This is a genomic window from Rubrivivax gelatinosus IL144 (assembly GCF_000284255.1).
Classification (GTDB): domain Bacteria; phylum Pseudomonadota; class Gammaproteobacteria; order Burkholderiales; family Burkholderiaceae_C; genus Rubrivivax; species Rubrivivax gelatinosus_A.
Genome location: NC_017075.1, coordinates 3112596 through 3130557, shown reverse-complemented (window position 1 = coordinate 3130557; position 17962 = coordinate 3112596). Strand labels below are relative to the sequence as shown.

General features: G+C 72.1%; 17 protein-coding genes. 6 read left to right on the top strand and 11 right to left on the bottom strand.

Annotated elements, in window-relative coordinates; genetic code table 11:
* The first annotated feature begins 2 nt into the window (after positions 1-2).
* On the top strand, positions 3-1385 hold the full coding sequence (locus RGE_RS14375) for an efflux transporter outer membrane subunit (protein WP_043784132.1): 1383 nt from the start codon (positions 3-5) through the stop codon (positions 1383-1385).
* A gap of 17 nt (positions 1386-1402) precedes the next feature.
* On the opposite strand, the gene RGE_RS14370 is transcribed toward RGE_RS14375, so the two are convergent.
* The 6 genes from RGE_RS14370 to RGE_RS14345 form a co-directional block, all read right to left on the bottom strand.
* A complete protein-coding gene (locus tag RGE_RS14370; RefSeq protein WP_014429150.1) occupies positions 1403-1987 on the bottom strand; it encodes a chromate transporter in 585 nt (194 codons plus the stop codon).
* Positions 1984-2568 (bottom strand): chromate transporter, encoded by a 585-nt coding sequence (locus tag RGE_RS14365; RefSeq protein WP_014429149.1) that lies wholly within the window; start codon positions 2566-2568, stop codon positions 1984-1986. The genes RGE_RS14370 and RGE_RS14365 overlap by 4 nt, the downstream gene beginning before the upstream one ends.
* A complete protein-coding gene (locus RGE_RS14360; protein ID WP_014429148.1) occupies positions 2569-3546 on the bottom strand; it encodes a Bug family tripartite tricarboxylate transporter substrate binding protein in 978 nt (325 codons plus the stop codon).
* A 22-nt stretch (positions 3547-3568) separates the two neighbouring features.
* Positions 3569-4741, bottom strand: coding sequence for a tricarballylate utilization 4Fe-4S protein TcuB (gene tcuB / locus RGE_RS14355; protein ID WP_014429147.1), 1173 nt, complete (start codon positions 4739-4741; stop codon positions 3569-3571).
* Positions 4728-6140, bottom strand: a complete 1413-nt coding sequence (tcuA, locus tag RGE_RS14350; RefSeq protein WP_014429146.1) for an FAD-dependent tricarballylate dehydrogenase TcuA — start codon at positions 6138-6140, stop codon at positions 4728-4730. Before tcuA ends, tcuB begins: the two co-directional genes overlap by 14 nt.
* Positions 6141-6240: 100 nt before the next feature.
* Positions 6241-7134: a LysR family transcriptional regulator gene (locus RGE_RS14345; protein WP_014429145.1), complete on the bottom strand. Its 894-nt coding sequence runs from the start codon at positions 7132-7134 to the stop codon at positions 6241-6243.
* Positions 7135-7222: 88 nt separating this feature from the next.
* Here RGE_RS14345 and RGE_RS14340 point away from each other — a divergent pair, with 88 nt between their 5' ends.
* The 3 genes from RGE_RS14340 to RGE_RS23735 all read left to right on the top strand — a co-directional run bounded on the left by RGE_RS14340 (position 7223) and on the right by RGE_RS23735 (position 11662).
* Positions 7223-8581: a sensor domain-containing protein gene (locus tag RGE_RS14340; RefSeq protein ID WP_014429144.1), complete on the top strand. Its 1359-nt coding sequence runs from the start codon at positions 7223-7225 to the stop codon at positions 8579-8581.
* 294 nt (positions 8582-8875) lie between these two features.
* A complete protein-coding gene (locus RGE_RS14335) occupies positions 8876-9094 on the top strand; it encodes a hypothetical protein (RefSeq protein ID WP_043784129.1) in 219 nt (72 codons plus the stop codon).
* Positions 9095-9118: 24 nt separating this feature from the next.
* Positions 9119-11662 carry a diguanylate cyclase gene (locus RGE_RS23735; RefSeq protein ID WP_014429142.1) on the top strand — a complete coding sequence of 848 codons (2544 nt, stop codon included), beginning with the start codon at positions 9119-9121 and terminating at the stop codon, positions 11660-11662.
* Positions 11663-11686: 24 nt separating this feature from the next.
* Here the strand turns inward: RGE_RS23735 and RGE_RS14325 are convergent, their stop codons facing one another.
* The 4 genes from RGE_RS14325 to RGE_RS14310 form a co-directional block, all read right to left on the bottom strand.
* Positions 11687-12040 (bottom strand): YciI family protein, encoded by a 354-nt coding sequence (locus RGE_RS14325; protein ID WP_014429141.1) that lies wholly within the window; start codon positions 12038-12040, stop codon positions 11687-11689.
* A 10-nt stretch (positions 12041-12050) separates the two neighbouring features.
* Positions 12051-12542: an SRPBCC family protein gene (locus RGE_RS14320; protein ID WP_014429140.1), complete on the bottom strand. Its 492-nt coding sequence runs from the start codon at positions 12540-12542 to the stop codon at positions 12051-12053.
* A 26-nt stretch (positions 12543-12568) separates the two neighbouring features.
* A complete protein-coding gene (locus RGE_RS14315) occupies positions 12569-13024 on the bottom strand; it encodes a VOC family protein (protein WP_014429139.1) in 456 nt (151 codons plus the stop codon).
* Positions 13025-13116: 92 nt separating this feature from the next.
* Positions 13117-14325, bottom strand: coding sequence for an RNA polymerase sigma factor (locus tag RGE_RS14310; RefSeq protein ID WP_014429138.1), 1209 nt, complete (start codon positions 14323-14325; stop codon positions 13117-13119).
* Between the two features lie 117 nt (positions 14326-14442).
* Here RGE_RS14310 and RGE_RS14305 point away from each other — a divergent pair, with 117 nt between their 5' ends.
* Together RGE_RS14305 and RGE_RS14300 are read left to right on the top strand one after the other, a co-directional pair.
* Entirely contained in the window at positions 14443-14769 is a 327-nt protein-coding gene (locus RGE_RS14305) for a DUF2946 family protein (protein ID WP_014429137.1), read from the top strand.
* Positions 14770-14830: 61 nt separating this feature from the next.
* Positions 14831-16891 carry a TonB-dependent copper receptor gene (locus RGE_RS14300; protein ID WP_014429136.1) on the top strand — a complete coding sequence of 687 codons (2061 nt, stop codon included), beginning with the start codon at positions 14831-14833 and terminating at the stop codon, positions 16889-16891.
* Here the strand turns inward: RGE_RS14300 and RGE_RS14295 are convergent.
* Complete coding sequence (locus tag RGE_RS14295; RefSeq protein ID WP_014429135.1) at positions 16881-17921, bottom strand: trypsin-like peptidase domain-containing protein; 1041 nt, start codon at positions 17919-17921, stop codon at positions 16881-16883. The two genes, RGE_RS14300 and RGE_RS14295, sit on opposite strands and share 11 nt — an antisense overlap.
* Positions 17922-17962: the final 41 nt, after the last annotated feature.

Genomic DNA, 17962 nt, shown 5'->3' with positions numbered 1-17962 from the left:
CGATGCGGACCCCGTTTCTGGTCTTGCTGCCGCTGCTGCTGGCGGCCTGTGCCGGCACACCGACACCGCTGCCGCAAGCCGACGCCGGCCTGCCGGCGGCTTTCCCGCTGGCCGCCGAGGTCGAACCCGAGTGGCGCGGCGTCTTCGCCGACCCGGCGCTGCAGCGCCTGACGGCCGCGGCGCGCGAGCACAACCGCGACCTGCGACTGGCCGCGCTCAAGGTCGAGATCGCACGCGCGCAGTACGGCATCGAACGTGCGGCGCGCCTGCCGGCCGTGGCGCTGGAAGCCGGAGCCCAGCGCGAGCGTGCGCTGGCCGGCGACGGCGCCGGCACCAGCACGCGCTCGCAGCAGTCGAGCCTGAACCTCGGCCTCAGCGCCTTCGAGCTGGACTTCTTCGGCCGCGTGAAAGCCTTGTCCGACGCCGCGCTGGCGCGTTACCTCGCCAGCGAACACGGCCGGCGTGCTGCGGAGCTGGCGCTGGACGGCGCCGTCGCCGACGCCTGGTTCGCCCAGCGGCTGGCGCTGGCGCAGCGTGATCTGGCCGAACGCTCTCGCGAGGACTGGCGGCAGACGCTGGCGCTGCTGCGCCTGCAGCGCGAAGCCGGCCAGAGCAGCGCGCTGGACCTGGTGCAGGCCGAAGGCGAACTGGCCGCGGCCGAGGCCGAGCTGCAGGCGCGCCGGCGGGCGCTGGACCAGGCCGGCAACGCGCTGCGGCTGCTGGTCGGGGCCACGCTGCCCGACGAGCTGCCGCCGCCGCTGGCGCTGGACGCGCCGCCCGTGGCCATCCAGGCCCCGGCGGGCCTGCCGTCGCAGCGCCTGCTGCGACGGCCCGACCTGCAGCAGGCCGAGCAGCTGCTGGCCGCGTCCCAGGCCGAGGTCGGCGCCGCCCGCGCGGCTTTCTTCCCGCAGATCACGCTGACCGCGGCGCTGGGCGTCGCGAGCCCGTCGCTCGATGCGCTGTTCGGTGACGGCCGTGGCGTCTGGCGGCTGGCGCCACAGGCCAGCCTGCCGGTCTTCGACGGTGGCCGCCGGCGGCAGGAGCTGCGGCTGGCCGAGCTGCGCCGCAGCGAGGCGTTGGCGAGCTACGAACTCGGCATCCAGACCGCGTTCCGCGAAGTCGCCGACGCGCTGGCCGCGGCGGCGACGCTGGGGCCGCAGATCGAGGCCCAGTCGCGCGCCGTCGCCAGCGCCGCGCGCCGCGTCGCACTGACCGAGCTGCGTTACCGCGCCGGCCTGGAAGGGCGGCTGGAACTGCTGGACGCCCGCCGCCAGCAGCACGCGGCGCAGCTCGCGCTGCTGGAGCTGCGCCGCGCCGAACTCGGCAACGCCGTCGCTCTGGTGCAGGCGCTGGGGGGCGACGGCCGGCCGGCGGCGGTGCAGTGAAGCTGCGCGGCGGCCGGTTAGACCCAGCCCAGCGCGCCCAGCAGCGCACCGGCGGCCAGCAGCCACAGCAGGTGCAGGCGCGTGCGCCAGACCAGCAGCGCCGTCACCGCCGTCAGCAGCCACAGCAGGCCGTCTTCGCGCCAGCGGCCCGAAGGCTGGGCCAGCAGCCAGCTCGTCGCCAGCATGATGCCGACGACCAGCGACGACAGCCCCTGACGGAAGGCGCGCACCGCCAGCCGGTCCTGGTGGCGCTGTGCCCAGCGGGCCGCGAACAGCGTCAGCAGCGAGCTCGGCGTCAGCACGCCGGCGACGCAGACGGCGGCGCCGAAGGTCGCGCTCGCCAGCGCGAACAGGCCGGTGGGCGCACCGCCGGCGGCGTTGAGGCCGATGTTCCAGCCCAGCAGCGCGATGAACAGCACGTTGGGCCCGGGCGCGGCCTGGGCCAGCGCGATCGAGGCGTTGAACTGGGCGTCGCCCAGCCAGCCCTGGCCCTGCACCAGGTAGCGGTGCATCTCGGGCGCCAGCGTCACCGCGCCGCCCACCGCCAGCAGCGACAGCGACAGCTGGAACAGCAGCAGGTGGGCCCAGTCGGCCAGGCTCATCGTCGCTCGCCGCGCCGCAGCGCGCGCCAGGTGAGACCGTAGGCGGCACCGCCGAGCACGAAGACGATCAGGTGCAGCGGCAGCCGGGCCAGCGCGACGCCGGCGAAGGCCGCGGCAGCCAGCAGCAGTGCCGGCAAGGCGCCCATCGGGTGCCGCCTCAGGCTGTCGGCGAGCTTCAGCGCCGTGCCGGCGATCAGCCCGGCGGCGACGGCGCCCATGCCGCGCAGCGCGCCGACCATCGCCGCGTGCTGCGCGAAACGGCCGTACAGCGCGCCCAGCGTCAGCAGCAGCACGAGCGGAAAGGCCAGCAGCCCGGCCAGCGCCGCCAGCGCGCCGCGCCAGCCGAATAGCCGGTCGCCATACATCAGCGCCAGGTTGCAGACGTTGGGGCCGGGCATCACCTGGGCGACGGCCCAGTCCTCGACGAACTGCTCGTTGCTCAGCCAGCCGCGCCGCTCCACCAGCTCGCGCTGCACGACGGCCATCACGCCGCCGAAACCCTGCAGCGCCATCGCGGAGAAAGCCCAGAACAGCTCGGAGGCTGTCCGGGGCCCGGGGCGGTCGTCGAGCGTCGGGGTCACTTACTGCACGACGATCTTGCGCTCGCGGATCACCTTGCCCCAGGTGGCGGTCTCGCGTTCGATCTCACGCGCCAGGTCTTCGCGCGTGCCGGGTTGCGGCGGCATGCCGTGTTTGTTCAGTTCGGCGGCGACCTCGGGCGACTTCAGCACCTTCACCAGCTCGAGGTTCCAGCGGTCGAGGATCGCCGCCGGCACCTTGGACGAAGCCAGGAAGGCGTACCAGTTGGTCGCGCTGTAGCCGGGGAAGCCCGACTCGGCGATCGTCGGCACGGCGGGCAGCGCCGCCAGGCGTTTCGGGCCGGTGCTGGCCAGCGGGACGAGCGCGCCGCTGTCGATGTGCGGCTGGGCGGTCGAGTAGGTCGAGTAGTACGAGGCCACGCGGCCGGCCAGCAGATCCTGCATCGCCGGGGCGCCGCCTTTGTACGGGATGTGCACGGTCTCGATCTTCGCCATGTGGTTGAGCATCTCGCCGGCCAGGTGCGAGGCCGAGCCGGGGCCGGTCGAAGCGTAGTCCAGCTTGCCCGGGTTCTTCTTCGCGTAATCGATGAACTCGGCCAGCGTGCGGATCTTCAGCCCGGCGTGCACGACCAGCACGTTGGGGAAGTTGACGCCCATCGTGATCGGCGCCAGGTCCTTCACCGGGTCGTAGCCCAGCTTCATCAGGTGCGGCGCCACCGTCAGCGGCCCGACCGAGCCGAAGAGCAGCGTCGCGCCGTCGCTCGGCCCCTTGGCGACGAACTGGTGCGCGATGTTGCCGCCGGCGCCGGGTTTGTTGTCGATGACGACGGTGATGCCGAGGTTCTCGCCCAGCTTCTTGCCGATCACGCGGGCCGCGGCGTCGGCGGCACCGCCGGCGGCGAAGCCGACGACGATGGTCACCGTGGGCTTGGGCGGGAAGGCCTGGGCGGCGGCCCAGGCCGGGGCGAGCAGGGCCAGGGCCGCGGCGGCAGCGCCTTGCAGCAGTCGTCTCTTGTGCATGCTTGTCTCCGTCTTGGTGTTTTCAGTCGGCGCCCAGGCCGACCGGGTTGGGCTGGCGTTTCTCCACCGCGTGGCGCAGCAGTGCCGCGCTGCGGAACACGCCGTGGGCGAACTTGCCGTAGGGCAGGGTGGCGAACAGCGCCATCACCGCGCCCAGGTGCAGGCACAGCAGCAGCGCCATCGCCGGCGTGCCGCGCGCCAGCCACAGCGCCAGGCCGCTGGCGCTGGTCAGGAACAGCAGCGCGATGAAGCCCAGGTCCATCGGTTTCTGCGCCGCGTCGCCATGCAGCGGGTGGCGGCGAAGGTTGAGCCGCCACAGCCCCGCGGTGCCGACGAGCAGGCTCAGGCCGCCGGCCGCGCCCAGCAGCTTGGGCAGCGAGGGCAGGTCGTAGGGCGCCGGCAGCTTGAAGGCGTAGTGGTAGAGCGTGCCCAGCGCGGTGGCCGCCAGACAGGCGGCGAAGCCGTAGAAGGTCAGGTGGTGGCAGCGCCGGCGCGCCAGCGTGTAGGCGTCGTCCTCGTTGGGGCAGCCCTGGCCGTGGCCGCCGTCCAGGTACTTCAGCCGCAGCACGTCGTGCACGGCTTCGGCCGCGGCCGGCGCAGTCGTCGGCCGGCCGCTGGTCACCGGCAGCAGGTCGCGCCAGAAGCGGCGCACGCCCAGGCCCAGCGCGAGCACGGCGAACAGGAACACCGGCGCGAACAGGCTGACCAGCAGGTGGTGCGGGAACACGGCGTAGAAGTTGCCGCCGGGCTGCGCGCCCCACAGCGGGCCGTTGGACGCCACCGCGGCGGCCAGGAAGCCGGCGATCGCCAGCGTCAGCGCGACGGCCAGCGTCGCCCCGTTGCGCCGGTACAGCGCGCCCAGCGCCGGCGGCCAGGCGTAGTCGCCGTAGGTCTGGCCGCGCACGCGCGCCATCGCCTGCGGCACGTTGATGGCGAACTCGTGCGGCGGCGCGTACTGGCAGGCGTGCAGGCAGGCGCCGCAGTTGTGGCAGAGGTTGGCCAGGTAATGCACCTCGGCCTTGCCGAAGGTCAGCCGCCGCGTCATCGCCGGGAACACGGCGCAGAAGCCTTCGCAGTAGCGGCAGCCGTTGCAGATCGTCATCTGACGCGCGACGTCGGCTTCTTCGGCGGTCAAGACGAGTTCGCCTTCGGCCAGCGCACGGGCTTCGCGGGTCAGCGCTTCAAGCGTGCGCATGGCGGGCTCCCTGGCGCTGGGCGGCGCGGGCCGCGTTGTGGCCGGCGATGCGGCCGAAGGCGGTGCCGATCGACATGCCGACGCCGGCGGTGTAGCCCTTGCCGAGCACGTTGCCGGCCATCATCTCGCCGGCCACGAACAGGTTCTCGCTGGGCTGGCCGCCGAAGCGCACCGCAGCCGTCTCGTCGGTGCGCAGCCCCAGGTAGGTGAAGGTGATGCCGGGCCGCACCGCGTAGGCGTGGAAGGGCGGCGTGTCGATCGGCCGCGCCCAGTGGGTCTTGGGCGGCGACAGGCCCTCGGTGCGGCAGTCGTCCAGCCGCGTGTGGTCGAAATGGCCGGGCCGGCAGGCGGCGTTGTAGGCGAGCAGGGTCTGCATGAAGGCCTCGACGTCCAGCCCCAGCGCCAGGGCGAGCCCGGGCAGCGTCTCGGCCCGAGTGCCGGGGAACACCGGCGGCATGAAGCGGCCGATGGCCTTGGCGTCGATCACCGAGTAGGCGATCTGCCCCGACTGCTGCGCGACCAGGCGGCCCCAGATCGCGTAGCGCTTGGGCCAGAAGTCCTCGCCTTCGTCGTAGAAGCGCTGCGCCTGCCGGTTGACGACGACGCCCAGCGAGACGCAGTCGATGCGTGTGCAGATGCCGCCGTCGTACAGCGGCGCACGCGCGTCGATGGCCACCATGTGGGCCTGGGTCGGGTCGCCGATGCGCTCGGCGCCGTGGTCGGCCAGCAGGTGCCTGAGCAGCACGCCGCGGTTGAAACGCGTGCCGCGGATGATGAAGTTGTCGGCCGGCCATTCGCCGCGCCCGTTCTCGCCCCAGGCCTCGCGCAGCCACTCGCGGTTGGACTCGAAGCCGCCGGCGGCCAGCACGCAGGCGCCGGCCTCGATGCGTTCGCCGCCGACGTGCGCGGCGACGAAGCGGCCGTCTTCGATTTCGAGTCGGTCGACCGGCGCTTCGTAGCGCACGCGCACGCCCAGCTTTTCGGCGCTGCGGTAGTAGGCGTTGACCAGCGCCTTGCCGCCGCCCATGAAGAAGGCGTTGGTGCGCGCGACGTGCAGCGCGCCCGACAGCGGCGGCTGGAAGTGCACGCCGTGGCGGCGCATCCAGTCGCGGCAGGTCGCCGAGGCGCGGATCGTCAGCCGCGCCAGGCGCTCGTCGGTGAGGCCGCCGGTGACCTTCAGCAGGTCCTGCCAGAACTCCTCTTCGGGATAGGCCTCGACCAGCACGTCCTGCGGCGCGTCGTGCATGCAGCGCAGGTTGCGCGTGTGCGCCGAGTTGCCGCCGCGCCAGGCGCGCGGCGCGGCTTCCAGCATCAGCACGCTGGCGCCCGCTTCGGCCGCCATCAGGGCGGCGCACAAGGCGGCGTTGCCGCCGCCGATGACCAGCACGTCGGGACTCATCGAGAAAACACCGCCTGGAACGAGGACGGCGGATTCTTGGAGTCGGCGATTGATCTGGGAAGTGAAAAACAGGGCGGAATTATTGCGTTCCGCGCATCACTCAGTTGCCCAGTGGCGTGGCCTTCAGCAGCTCGTGGAAGGCCTGGGCCGCCGGCGACAGCCCGCCATGGCGCGTGCGCAGCAGCGACACCTTGCGCTTGACCGTAGGCTGGGTCAGCGGGATCTTGCGCACGCCCGGGCGGTCGCCTTCCTCGAAGGCCGACGACGGCAGGATCGCGCTGCCGACGCCGGCGGCGACGAGGTTGATCGCCGTCGCGTGGTGCTGGACCTCGCAGTGGCCTTGCAGCCGGATGCCTTGTTTGGCGAGCTGATAGTCCATGAAGACGCGCGTCGCGGTGAAGCTGCTGATGCCGATCAGCTCGGTGTCGCGCAGGTCGCCCCAGGTCACGCTGTCGCGGTCTTCCAGCGCATGCGGGCTGCGGCACAGCAGCACCAGCTCGTCGGCGAACAGCACCGTCTCGGCCAGGTCGGGGTGTTTCTCGCCGTGCACCGCGATGCCGAGTTCGGCCTGGCCGCCGAGCACCGCGTTGCGCACCTCGTGCGAGCTGCCGTCGAGCAGCCGGATGCGGTTGCCGGGGTGGAGCTGGGCGTAGCGCTGCATTACGCGGGGCAGCACGTGGGACGTCATCGACGGGATGCAGGCCAGCGTGAAGTGGCCGGTGGAGCGGCGCGACATGTCCTTCAGCTGCTCGACGGCGGCCGTCATCTCCTGGACGATGGCGCGTGCCTGCGGCAGGAACTCGCGGCCGACGGCCGTCAGCTCGACGCGGCGCGTCGTGCGGTCCAGCAGCTTCAGCCCCAGGTAGGCCTCGAGCTTCTGCACGCGCCGCGTCAGCGCGGTCTGCGTCACGTGCAGCTCGCGCGCGGCCTTGTTGAAGCCGCCGAGCTCGGCGATGGCGACAAACGCCTGCACGCCGTCGAAATCGATCTTCATGGCGCAAGCCTAGCGCGTGGCCTGGCCGGCGGCGGCTGCGCAGCAGTTCGCAGCCGGATCGCGGCGGCTCGACGAGAATGCTGCGGCGATGGAACCTCTGGACCGAGCATTTCTGGCCAACGTCCTCGACCTGATGCTCGACGCCGTCTGCGTCGTCGACACCGAAGGCCGGTTCGTCTTCGTCAGTGCCGCCGGTGAGCGCATCTTCGGCTACCCGCCCGAGGAGATGATCGGCCGCCCGGTGATCGGCTTCGTCCACCCCGACGACCGCGAGCGCACGCTGGTCGCCGTGGCCGAGATCGTCGCTTACCAGCACAAGCCGATCTTCGAGAACCGCTACGTGCGCAAGGACGGGCGCGTCGTGCACATCATGTGGTCGGCGCGCTGGTCGCCGCTGGACGGGGTGCGTGTCGCCGTGGCGCGCGACGTCACGGCGCGCAAGCGCGCCGAGGCGATGCAGGCGGCGCTGTACGCGATCTCCGAGGCGGCGCACGCGGCCGAGGACCTGCTGGCGCTGTTCGCGCAGATCCACCGCATCATCGACGGGCTGCTGCCGGCGAAGAACTTCTTCGTCGCGCTGTACGACGCCGCCGGCGACTGGCTGAGCTTCCCGTATTTCGTCGACCAGGACCGTGCGCCGCTGGAGCCGGGCACGCTGGACGCCGAGACCTTGTGCACCGAGCTGATCCGCGGCGGCAAGGAGCGGCTGGTCAGCCACGATGCCGTGGACCCCGCGCAGCCCGTGCGCACGCCGGTCGACTGGCTGGGCGTGCCGCTCGGCGTCGCGCACGGTGTCATCGGCGCGCTGCTCGTGAAGAGCCATTCGCCCGAGGTGCGGTACGGCCAGGCCGACGTCGAGCTGCTGAAGTTCGTGTCGGCGCAGATCGCCGACGCCATCGAGCGCAAGCAGGGGCAGCTGCGGCTGCAGCACGTGGCCCAGCACGACGCGCTGACCGATCTGCCCAACCGCAACCTGGTGCGCGACCGCGTCGCGATGGCGCTGGCACGCGCGCGGCGCGACGGCACGGGCCTGGCGCTGATGTACCTGGACCTCGACGACTTCAAGCCGGTGAACGACCGTTTCGGCCACGCCGTCGGCGACGGCCTGCTGCAGCAGGTGGCGCAGCGCCTGAAGCACTGCGTGCGCGCGTCCGACACCGTCGGCCGCATGGCCGGCGACGAGTTCGTCGTGCTGCTCGCCCAGCTGCACGCGCCCGAGGACGCGGCCTTGGTGGCCGAGAAGATCCGTGCGGCGCTGTGCGAGCCCTTCGACGTCGCCGGAAACGCCGTCCTGGTGTCGCCCAGCATCGGCCTCGTCGGTTATCCGAAAGACGGCGAAGAGGCCGACCCGCTCATCGACCGCGCCGACGAGGCGATGTATCGCGCCAAGCGGGCCGGCGGCAACCGGGTGTGCGTCGCCGGGGACACGGACGAGGCGAGGGCCTAGGTCCAGGTCGTCGCGAGGGCGCCGGATGCCGGCCTCGTGGCAGGCCCGCGTTGCACGCAGCAGACAGGGCAACGAGGCATTCCGCACGACTTGTCACGCCCCGGGCGGCCTGGGCGCCGGCCTCGGCTGCCCGGCTGACCCGGGTGAGCCGGGGCGTGTCGACCTCTATGCTAGGTTCGTCACCCGTGCGTGGGCCCGACAGGGCAGCGTCCGGCGGCCGAGCCGTCATCGGTCGATCCGGTCCGCGAAACGGCTGGATCACGTTTTCGATCATCAAGAAGAGGAACGGGCGACATGTCGAAGCTGCTTGACCTGATGAGGAAGCTGGGCAGTGATGCTGCGTTGAGCAGCGAGTACGAGCAGAACCCGCAGGCGGTGATCAGCCGCTTCGGTCTGTCCGCCGAAGAGAGCGCTGCGCTGCTGAACAAGGACTACGAAGCGATCAAGCGCCTCACCGGGCTGCAAGACGGGCAGTTCGCGACCAATCACCTCATCCACGCCTACGACAACTAGGCTTTCTAGGGCATTGGGGCCGGCATGCGTGCATCCTGGCTCGTTGCGTCTTTGTGGTTTGCGCTCGTCGGCGGTCCTGCGTTTGCCGGCGAGGCGCTGGAACCGCAGGTCGCCGAGATCGAGCGTCTGGGCGCCACTGCGAACTGGCGGCAGACCACTGACAACATCCAGGCGCTGTCCCCGCGACTGGAGGCGCTGAGCCGCGAGCAGCGGCAGCGGGTGGAGTTCGTGCGGCTGCGAATGCTCGCACTGTCGGGCGACGAGAGCGGCGCGATCCAAGGGTTGAGCGCGTTGCTTCAGGATTCGCCGCTTCCCGCTGCACTGCGCGTTCGCGCCTATAGCACCGCAATCAGCGTCGCGGCGAACGTCGAGCAATGGGTACGGGCGTTCACCTGGCTCGACGAGGCGCTCGGCTATCTGGACGAGGCGCCAGAAGAGTCGGCGCGTCTGTTGGGCGTCGCCAGCTACGTGTACTCCTTGGTCGGCGAAACCGGCAAAGCGCGCGAACTCGCAATGCGCGAGCTCTCGTTGGTCGAAGAGCGAGGCGACGGCCATGGCCGGTGCATGGCTTTGACCCACATCGCGACGGCCGAGGAGCTTTCGCGCCGGTTCCGGGACGCCGAACATTGGCATCGGCGGCAGATCGAGGCCTGCACGCGCGCTGGCGACATGGTGTTCGCCGCCAACGGCAAGTACGGGGTCGGCAGGATGCTGGCCGCGCAGGGCTTGCATGGCGAGGCCTTGCGCTGGTTTGGCCAGGCGTTGGCGGAGTACGAGAAGGCCGGCTACGCCGCTGGCCAGTGGGACTCGCGCCAGGCGCTGGCGGGCAGCCTGATCGACTCGGGACGTGACCTGGACCGTGCCGGCAAGCTGCTGACCGATATCCTGCGTTACTACCGCGGCCGGAATGCCGATTCGGCGGTGGCGGAAACGGAAGGCCTCCTGGCGCGCCTGGCCGAGAAGCGTGGCGAGTTCGCCGAGGCCCTGGCGCACTACAAGAGAGCCGCCCCGGCGACGGCGTCGGCGTCGGCCGAGAGCGAGGCGCGCGAGCGCCGGCTGGCCTTTCTGCAGGTGCAGTTCGACACCCGCCTGAAGGAGCAGCAGATCGCGCTGCTGCAGGCCGAGAAGGAACTGGCGACGCTGCAGGTCACCGCGGCAGAGCGCCGGCAGTGGCTGCTGTGGGGAGGCATCGGTGGCCTGCTGCTGGCCGCGATCCTGCTGACGGCGCTGCTGCGGCATACCGCACTCGAGCGTCGGCGCTACCGCTGGCAGTCCGAACACGACGGCCTGACCCGCCTCTACAACTACCAGCAGGTGCACAAGCTCGGCGAAGCGGCCTTCGCCGCGGCGCGCAAGCGGGGGCGGCCGTTCACCGCGATCGTCGCCGACGTCGACCGCTTCAAGGGCGTCAACGACCACTTCGGTCACGCCGCCGGCGACGAAACGCTGCGCTCGCTCGGGACCTGGATCGCCGAGGTCGTGGGCGAAGGCGGCATCGCCGGACGCAGCGGCGGCGACGAGTTCATGATCCTCGTCGAGGGCGATGCCCCGCATGCCGAGGCGCTGCTGCAGCGCTTGCGCGAGCGCATCGAGCCGATCACCGTCTTCGGCAGGACGGTGCACTTCAGCATCAGCTCCGGCATCTGCGAAGCCAACGAACAAGCGAGCACGCTGGAGCAACTGGTGCATGAGGCCGACCAGGCGCTCTACCGTGCCAAACACGCCGGGCGCAACCGCGTGGTGCGTGCCGGCGGCCACGAGCCGCGCAAGAGCGGGCCGGCCAGCCTGGTGGTGGTGGGCAGCGGCATCGATTTCGGCCGCCACGCCAGCGAGCGCTGCCTGTCGGAGATCCGCGAGGCCGAGCGGGTGTTCTGCCTGGTGAACCCGATGGCGCTGGCGATGATCAGCAGCCTGCGGCCGGATGCGATCAACCTCGGTCTGCACTACGCGCCGGGCAAGGACCGGCGCGAGACCTATCGCGAGATCGACGAGCGGATCATGACCGAGGTGCGTGCCGGCAAGCGCGTCTGCGCCGTGTTCTACGGCCACCCGGGCGTGTTCGCCGACGTGCCGCACGTGGTGGTGCGCAAGGCACGCGCCGAAGGCATCCCGGCGCGCATGGAACCGGGCATCTCGGCCGAAGCCTGCCTGTACGCCGACCTCGGTCTGGACCCGGGCCGGCGCGGCGTGCAGTCGATGGAAGCGACGCACTTCCTGGTCTACGACCGCCGCATCGACAGCGCCGGCCTGGTGCTGCTGTGGCAGGTGGCGCTGGCCGGCGACCTCACATGTGCACGCTTTCATGCCGAGCGCGAGGGCCTGAAGGCGCTGGTGGACAAGCTGCTGCGCTGGTACCCGCCGGAGCACGAAGTGATCCTCTACGAAGCGGCGTGGCTGCCGATCGAGCAGCCGCGCATGCAGCGCCTGGCCTTGCGTGACCTGCCCGACGCCCAGTACGCCGAGTACACGACGCTGGTGATCCCGCCGCTGGGCCGGCTGGAGAAGGACACGACGGCGGGCCTGCTCCGGCAAAGCGCCGCGGAGGGCCGTTCCGCCTCTACTCACTGAGCGGCACGGGCGGCCAATGCCGCCTCATCTCTTCTGCGCGACGGGCGCGACCTGCAACTCCCTCACCGGCCGCACCTCGACGCTGCCGTGTCGCGCCGGCGGGATGCCGGCGGCGATGCGGATCGCTTCGTTCAGGTCTTTCGCGTCGACGAGGTAGAAGCCGGCGAGCATCTCGCGGGTCTCGGCGAACGGGCCGTCGAACAGCCTGACCTGGCCGTTGCGCACGCGCACCGTGGTCGCGGTGTGCGTGCCGTGCAGCGGCTCGGCGGCCAGCATGCGGCCGCTGTCGGCCAGCTCGCGCGCGTAGTCGGCGCAGTCGGCGTCGGGGCAGGCGTTCCAGTGTTCGGCGTCCAGGTAGACGAGGCACAGGTACTTCATCGCCGCCTCCTCAGAGCGTGGCCGCCAGCGCCGCGAGCTGGTCGGTGGCGATGCCCCAGCCTTCGTGGAAGCCCATCCTGCGATGCGTCTCGCGGTCCTCGGCGCTCCAGTGGCGGGCGGTCGCCGTGTAGCGCGTGCGGCCGTCGCCGAGATCCTCGAACTCGAGGATCAACGTCATGAAGGGCTTGGCCGCGGGCTCCCAGGCACGGACATAGGCGTCGGTGGCGACGATGCGCCGGCCCGGCACGACTTCCAGGTAGACGCCCGGGTTGGGCATCTCCTGGCCTTCGGGGCCGCGCATCACGATCAGGCTGGCGCCGCCCGGGCGCGGGTCGGTCTCGGCATGGCTGACGGTCCACGGCGGCGGGCAGAACCAGCGCGGGATCAGCGCCGGGTCGGTCCAGCAGCGGAACAGCGCCGCCGGGCTGGCGGCGATGTCGCGCGTGATGACGAGGTCGCGGTCGTCGGCGGCCGCGGCGGCGGGGGTAGCGGTCTCGGTCACGGTCGTCTCCTGGTGGGGCTTGTGATTCAGGCGATGGCGATCGGCTCACCGTTGACGGCCCAGGCGATGCCGTGGCGGTCGGTCAGCATGCCGAAGCTCCGCGCCCAGAAGGTGGGCGCCGGCGGCATCGTGACGCTGCCGCCTTCGGCCAGCGCGGCGAACACGCGTTCGGCCTCGGCCACCGTGTCGTACTGCAGCGCCAGCATCACGCCCTTGACGCCGTCGAACGGCATGCCCGGTGGTGCGTCGCCGGCCATCAGCCGGGCGCCGTCGGGCAGCCGCAGGCAGGCGTGCATGATCGAGTCGGCCGGCGGCGGCGCGAAGCCGCAGCCTTCGGGCGCCGGCTGGTCGTCGGGCGGGGGCGGCATCTCGCCGTGGGTCATCATCGCCTCGATCGTGCCGCCCAGCGCCTGGGCGTAGAACGCGAAAACCTCGCGCGTGTTGCCCGGGAAGCTGAGGTAGGGGGTGAGCGTGGTGGCCATGTCGTCTCCTGGTTCGGGGTGGTGAAACCGGCAAGCCGGTCTCCACTGGTCGAACGGGGGGCGGCGATATCGACAGCCGCTGACGACTTGTTTCAACCGCACAGCGCCGCCAGCCGTGCGGCGAGGAAGTCGCGTTCGGGCGCCTGGCGTGCCAGCGCGACGGCGTCGCGGTAGTGCCGTCGTGCTTCGTCGAGCAGGCCGGCGCGGCGGCACAGCTCCGCGGCAGCAGCCGGCGCGGCGGGGTAGGCGGGCAGTTGCGGCAGCAGCGGCCGCAGCAAGGCCAGGCCGGCCTCGGGGCCGTCGCGCATCGCCACCGCGACGGCGCGGTTCAGCGCCACCACCGGCGTCGGCTCCACGCGCCACAGCGCGTCGTACAGGCCGACGATCTGCGCCCAGTCGGTGGCATCGGCGTCGGCGGCTTCGGCATGCACCGCGGCGATCGCCGCCTGCAGCGCATAGGCGCCGAAACCACGCTGGCGCAGCGCGGCCTCGGCCAGCGTGCAGCCTTCGGCGATCAGCGCGCGGTTCCAGAGGCGGCGGTCCTGCCGGTCCAGCGGCACCAGCGCGCCGTCGGCGTCCAGGCGGGCGGCGCGGCGGGCGTCGCTCAGCAGCAGCAGCGCCAGCAGGCCACGTGTTTCGGCCGGCGGCTCGGGCGCCATCAGCACCAGCAGCAGCCGCGCCAGGCGGATCGCCTCGTCGGCCAGGCCGGCGTCGCGCGCCGCGTGGCCTTCGTTGAACACGAGGTAGACGACGCGCAGCACGCTGGTCAGGCGCGCCGGCAGCTCGGCCGGTCCGGGGACTTCGTAGGGGATGCGGGCCGCGGCGATCTTGGCCTTGGCGCGCACGATGCGCTGCGCCAGCGTCGGCGTCGGCAGCACGAAGGCCGCGGCGATGGCCTCGGTGCCCAGGCCGCAGACCTCGCGCAGCGTCAGCGCGATGCGCGCGTCTTCCGACAAGCTGGGGTGGCAGCAGGTGAAGACCAGGCGCAGCCGGTCGTCGGGGATTTCGTCGCGGGCCTCGGCCAGCGCGTCGGGCCCGGGCGCGGGGTCGGCCAGCGTGTCGTCCCAGGCCATGAAGCGGCGTTCGCGCCGCAGCCGGTCGATCGTGCGGTAGCGCCCGGCCGACACCAGCCAGGCCACCGGATGCGCCGGCACGCCGTGCGCCGGCCATTGCTCGGCGGCGGCGAGGAAGGCGTCGTGCAGCGCCTCCTCGGCGAGCTCGAAGCTGCCGAGCAGCCGCACCAGCGTCGAGAACACGCGGCGCGCGTGTTCGCGGTAGACGGCGTCGAGGGCGGCCCGCATGGGCGCCAGCTTAGCCCGGCGGCGGCGAGCTTCGATTCTTGAAGCAATTGAAGGAATGTCGCCCGCCGGGCGGCGAGAATCCGCCCCATGCTCCGCCGCACGGCATTCCTGCGCTCCATGTCCCGCCTGGCCTTCCTGGCCGCGCTGCTCATGGCGCTCATGCCGTCGATCAGCCGGGTGCTGGCGGCGCAGGCGCCGCCGTCCTGGGCCGAGCTCTGCAGCACCGAGGGCGGCCACGGCGACAGCGGCCTGCCGGCCAGCCTGCACGCCGGCGCGGACTGCGGCTACTGCGTGCTCGGCGCGCCGATGCCGCCGCCGCGCTGGCAGGCGCCGCTGCCGCCGCTTGCGCCGGCCACGCAGCTCGCGCTCGTCGACGAGCCGCCGCGTGCCCGCCCGGTGCGCCTGTGCGGCCTCGGCGCGCAAGGCCCGCCGGCCTCGCTCTGAACCACAAGTCCCGTTTACTCCGCGCGGCCTGCTGGCCGTGCTCCTTGTGCTTTGGAGTCCCATGTCCACGTCCCAACGGAAGACGCCGCGTGCGTCTGCCCTGAGCCTGGCCGTCCTGGCCGCTTTCGCCTCACCCAGCACCTCGTTCGCCGACGATGAACCGCCGCTGCCCACCGAGGTCATCGTCATCACCGCTTCGCCGATCTCGGCGCTGACCTGGGAGACCGACCCGCGGCTGCCGCGCCAGCCGGTGCCGGCCAGCGACGGCGCCGACTACCTGAAGACCGTGCCCGGCTTCAGCGCCGTGCGCAACGGCGGCACCAACGGCGACCCGGTGCTGCGCGGCATGTTCGGTTCGCGCCTGAACGTGCTGAGCAACGACGGCGCGATGCCCGGCGCCTGTCCGGCGCGCATGGACAACCCGCTGTCCTACGTCTCGCCCGAGACCTACGACAAGCTGGTCGTCGTCAAGGGCCCGCAGACCGTGCTCTGGGGGCCGGGAGCCTCGGCCGGCACCGTGCGCTTCGAGCGCGAGACGCCGCGTTTCGACGAACCCGGCGTGCACGCCACCGGCAGCCTGCTGGCCGGCGCCTTCGGCCGCGCCGACGCGGTGCTCGACGCCACCGCCGGCTTCGCGCAGGGTTACGCGCGGTTGTCAGCCAACCATGCGCAGGCCGACGACTACGAGGACGGCGACGGCAAGACCGTGCCTTCTTCGTGGAAGAAGTGGAACACCGACCTGGCGCTGGGCTGGACGCCCGACGCCGACACCGTCGTCGAGTTCAGCGCCGGCACCGGCGACGGCGAGGCGCGTTACGCCGGCCGCGGCATGGACGGCGCGCAGTTCCGCCGCCAGAGCTACGGCCTGCGCCTCGAGCGCAAGAACCTCGGCCCGGTGCTGAAGTCCGTCAAGGCGAGCGTCTACTACAACCTCGCTGACCACGTGATGGACAACTACACGCTGCGCGAGCCGAACCCGATGAGCTCGATGCCGATGCCGATGGCCGCCGACGTCGAGCGCCGCACGCAGGGCGGCCGCGTGGCGGTCGACTGGACGGCCGCGGGCCTGGCGCTGACCAGCGGCATCGACGCGCTGGCCAGCCGCCACCGCGACCGCAGCGCGATGGGCCGCGGCGCCTACCGCGACCAGCCCTGGGCCACCGACGCCGAGCTGCGCAGCGTCGGCGTCTTCACCGAGGGCAGCTGGGCGATCGAAGCCCGCCAACGCGTCGTCGCCGGCCTGCGCCTGGACCGCGCCGAAGCCACCGACAAGCGCCAGACCACCGGCATGATGGCGATGCCCAACCCGACGGCCGGCCAGACGCGCGACGAGACGCTGAAGGCCGGTTTCCTGCGCTACGAGCGGGAACTCTCGACGCTGCCGCTGGGCTGGTACGCCGGCCTGGGCCACACCGAGCGCATGCCCGACTACTGGGAGCTGTTCTCGGCCGACAAGGGCCCGGCCGGCGCCGCCAACGCCTTCGCCGGCCTCCGCCCCGAGAAGACGACCCAGCTCGACGTCGGCGCGCAATACCGCAGCGCCGACTGGAGCGCCTGGGTCTCGGCCTACGCCGGCCGCATCGCCGACTACATCCTCTTCAGCTATGGCGGCGGCGGCATGATGGGCCTGACGTCCACCGCCACCAACGTCGACGCCAACATCCGCGGCGCCGAAGCCGGCGTCGAACTGCGGCCGACGCCGCGCTGGAAGCTCGGCGGCACGCTGGCCTACGCCTGGGGCGAGAACGCCACGAGCGGCCAGGCGCTGCCGCAGATGCCGCCGCTGGAGGCGCGGTTCAGCGCCCGCTGGGACGACGGCCGCTGGAGCTTCGGCACGCTGCTGCGCGCCGTCGCGGCGCAGCGCCGCGTCGCGCTCGACCAGGGCAACGTCGTCGGCCGCGACCTGGGCGCGAGCGCCGGCTTCGTGACGCTGGCGCTCAACGGCGGCTACCGCTTCGACGAACGCCTGCAGCTCACGGCCGGCGTCGACAACCTGTTCGACCGGACCTACAGCGAGCACCTGAACCTGGCCGGCAGCGCCGACTTCGGCTACCCCGCCGACCCGGTGCGCATCCACGAAACCGGGCGCAACGTCTGGGTGAAGCTGAACCTCAGCTACTGAGCGCGGAGCTGGCCGGCGGCGCCTGGCGCTCGCCGGTCAGCGCCAGCAGCACGTCGGCGTACCAGGCGCAGTTCAGGCCCAGCGATTCGTCCTCGTGCTCGTCGCGCGTGCGCATGTCCATGCGCGTCGAGTGCACGCCCAGCAGCTGCCAGGACGCCAGCGCCGCCGCGGCGCCCTGGCGGCGGCGGCGCACCACCGGCGCGCCGCTGCTGCCGCGGTGCGTGCGCGCATCGGTCAGGAAGCAGCCCTGGCGCTGGAAGCGCACGCCGTAGGCCGAGGCGATCGACGCGTTGCGCGCCACCGCGAGGTGGTGCACCGTGTCCTGGAAGCCCAGCGGGTAACCCGGGATCGTCAGCACGTCGCCGATCGCGATGTCCTCGTCCAGCGCCTGCAGATGGCTCTCGTCGAAGGCCTGCAGCCGGGTGCCGGCGGGCAGCAGCGATTCTTCGATCTCGATCGCCGCCACGTCGACCGCGCCGCCGCTGTCGCTGCCGTCGCGCCACTGGCTCAGGCCGTCGCGGAACAGCGGCAACGAGACGACGGCGTGCTGCGCCAGGTCGCCGGGGTCGGTGTGCAGCGTGATCTCCAGGCGGTCGGGGCGGTGCGCGCTGGCGGCGTCGACGAAGACGTGCCGGGCGCTGACGAGGAACAGCCGCTCGTCGCGGCGGAAGAAGAAGCCGCTGGCGCTGCTCAGCGCCTGCGCGCCGACGAAGGTCGCGACGCGGGTCGTCGCCAGCAGCAGCGCGTCCACGGTGCCGGCCGGCGCGGGCCTGGGCTGGCCGGCGCTGCCGCGCAGCACCGCCCGATGGCGCGCGACGTCGCGCTCGAAGCTGGCCAGCACGAGGTCGGAGATCTCGGCGTGCAGCATCACCGTGCGCGCCGCCTCGGCATAGGCGTCGAAGGACGCGGCCAGCCGCGTCAGCGAGGCCGGGCCCAGGGTTTCGATCAACGCCGGCATCAGCGCATCCAGCGCGACGAGGCCGCCCTTCAACTCGCAGATGCGCTCGGTGGCTTCTTGCAGGTTCTTCATGGCGTCCTCCGGCAGAAATGAAAAAGCGCGGCCTTGCCGCG